This window comes from Anaerosporobacter sp. (genome assembly GCF_965301125.1).
This window is the reverse complement of record NZ_CBDLAM010000290.1, coordinates 1-3227: the sequence shown is the minus strand read 5'-3', so window position 1 is coordinate 3227 and position 3227 is coordinate 1. Positions and strand designations below refer to the sequence as shown.

Sequence of the window (3227 nt, the reverse complement as noted above, 5' to 3'; positions counted from 1 at the left end):
GTTATCTTTAAATGCATCTATTGAAGCGGCACGTGCAGGAGAACATGGACGTGGGTTTGCGGTAGTTGCAAATCAAGTAAATCAATTAGCAGCGCAATCAGCTAAAGCATCGAAGGAAATCTCTGATACAATGAAATCAGTTGTTTCCTTTAACGAAAGTATGGGAAATGATATGAATAAGATTTTAGAGGTTGTTGATATACAAAATACCATGGCTGCTAGCGTAAATGAAGTATTCAAGAAGATTCTCGATGCTGCCTATGCTTCGAATGATGCAGCACATAGTGTAGAACATGAAGTTGCATATCAAAGAGATATTACAGAAGATGCTAAAAAATCAGTAGAAACATTATCAGAATTATTTGATCAGGTACATACTGTACTAGAATAAAATTAAGAGGTTGTTACACGAAGAAAACCGTGTACCAACCTCTTTTTACATTTGGGGTAGAAATTAATATATATTTGATACTACAATACTTAAGATTTATTTAAGGTCAAAGATCTTTGTATACATATGAGATTTTAAAGCGTATAATTTGAATTGTAAATTAATAGGATTTACATCTATAACAAGAGAATAGATAATTGCGAAATTCATTTTTTCTAAATCTTCATATCTGATGCAAGATTACGAAAACAGGCTACATACCTAAGTATTTTAATGTCTAGCAAGTGCGTTATATGAGGTACAAAAATCGCCTTTTATTTGTCAACCAGGATAATTTCAGACTGGTTAGGCGTCCATACATCACCTTTTTGATCTCTATAGAACACACTAAAAGTACGAAAGGTATTATACGGTTGTTTTAAGTTGAAACATGTTAGCTATAAAGCTGAGAAGATTATAGAGTTTCGCGATTTTCTAATTTACGAGAAGAATGGGAGGAAAAGGGTAAGTGAAGATTAGTACAAGAATCCAGAAATTTATGATAGTAGCATTCTTGCTAATAGGCTTTGGTATTATAGCTGGGAGTAACCTTGTAAAAGCTAAAACGACAATTGGGCAAGAAAATCAACAAGAAAAAGAACAAGCAAAACAAAATGTAAAAAAATATAATGTTACATTAGATGGTGTAGAATACACATTGCCAGTAACAATGAAAGAGATTTTATCAAATGGCTGGACAATTAAAACACCTTTGTATTATGAATCATTAACATTTGGAGAGGAAACTTTTACTGATTACATATTGGTAAAGGAAAACAAAGCAGTCACTGTAAGAGGAATCAATGTGAATCTCATAACAAACAACGATTATAGTAATTATCTTGTCTATAGTATGGAAGGTACACCAGATGTATTAACTGTACAAGGAATTACAAGCGAGATGTCAGTAGATGAGATGTTGAAAATTATGGGGACTCCACATCTTATGGGTGGGATAACAGAAAATGCGATAGAAACATATACAAGTTATAAGGATGATAAAGAATATACAAGCTATCATTTTCAAGAACAAAGCTATATAAATTCATTATTTTATTATATAGCAGATTCGTCTGTCTCATTCGATTACGATGCCCAAGGGAAATTAGTAGAGAGTAGCATAGAATCCGTATTTTTGGATACAAGAAGTATTCTGGACAAGCAAGTAATTACAGAAAAAGAGTATACAGAACCTACTAAGGTTGAAAGTAAAGCAACCTCATTCACATTTGAACTAGATTCGAAATACTATCAATTGCCTGTTCCTGTGTCTAAATTAATTGAGAATGGCTGGGAATTCCCAGAAGAATATCAAGATATATATTTTAATTGCGAAAATAGCTCAAATTATGGTGATAAAGAAATCGTATACATGACCAAAGGTAAACAAAGAATACGAGTACAAATTGAAAATCGAGAACAAAGTCCTCAAAAGTTAGAGAATCTAGTTGTTACTACGTTGTTTATTGATGGAGATACAACTGCTAATTATAAATTACCAGGTAAAGTTCGTGTTGGAACAAAACAAGCCACAGTACTTACTTTATATAAGAATGAAAAAAGATATAAGGATAGACAAGGACAATTTCCATTTGATAAATATTGGAACTATAGTAGCGAAAAAAACTATGTTTTTTATGAATACTATAATTTAATTCCACAAGTAGATGGGAATAAATTTCATACATATGCGGATATGGACTATGATGGCCGCTTATCAATTGATATTGTGAATGGAAAAGTAATTTCCATTGAGTATAAATATACACCTGACACTAAAATAGATAGTATTATATCAAAAACTAAGGAAAAAAAGGTAACGTTAACGAGTGATCAAGATGCGTTTGACTTTTTCAATTATTCTAGTACAAGTAGTGTATGGGAAGGAATAGATGGTAAAAGTATAACATTTACACCAGATGGTTTGGTAAGCGCTATTGATGAGAGTGAAGAGTGGTTTACAGGGGCTGACCCAGAACCATGTACATTCGATTATAAAGATAAATCCTTTACTATATCGTTTAGTGGTACATCAACTACGTTGAAAGTAAAGTATAAGATACTATCGTCAGAACGAGTAATCTTTTATGTGGACGGGGAAAGAATTGAAGCTACAACGAAATATGTTGAGTTAAATACACCAGATGCAAAATATAATCAAACAATCTATCTTGGACAGAAGAAGAGACTAAGCTATAGTGGGATTGATGGAACTGTTATATTCAGCAAGTTTAAATCAGATAACACGAAGGTTGCAAAAGTAAGTAAAACAGGTATCGTTACACCGGTGAGTACAGGAACAACTATTATAAAAGGTGTTATTACGAAGAATGGAATTGATTATAGTGTAACAATTAAACTTAATGTAAAGAAACCATATGTCAAATTCACTACAGTATCTACAACAATGAAAAAAGGAGCAACACAAAAGATCGTTGCTAAAGCATATGGATTAAAAGGTTCAATCAAATATAGTGTAAATAATAAGAAGGTTGCAACTATTAATGTTAAAACAGGTAAACTTACTGCAAAGAAAAAGGGTACAGTAATTGTAACTGCAAAATGTGGATCAAAGGTAAAGAAAATAACAATTAAGATTAAATAATCAATACTAGGAGATTCTTTCATAAAAGCTATAGTTTGCTCTTATGAAAGAATCTTTTTAATTAAGAGAGAAATTTTATGTATATTATTTAAAGATATGCTCATAATAGATATCGTATTAATTTATTAGAAAAATAAAAAAAGTACTTTACAAACGATTTCAACTCTGCTATACTAGACCAAGTCAGCTGAT

At 31.5% G+C, this 3227-nt stretch carries 2 protein-coding genes; both read left to right on the top strand.

Annotated features, from left to right (window positions below):
* On the top strand, window positions 1-391 hold a 391-nt coding region (locus ACW2QF_RS18845), incomplete at its 5' end, for a methyl-accepting chemotaxis protein (protein ID WP_455717558.1).
* A 508-nt stretch (window positions 392-899) separates the two neighbouring features.
* Window positions 900-3035, top strand: coding sequence for an Ig-like domain-containing protein (locus tag ACW2QF_RS18840; protein ID WP_455717557.1), 2136 nt, complete (start codon window positions 900-902; stop codon window positions 3033-3035).
* Window positions 3036-3227: the final 192 nt, after the last annotated feature.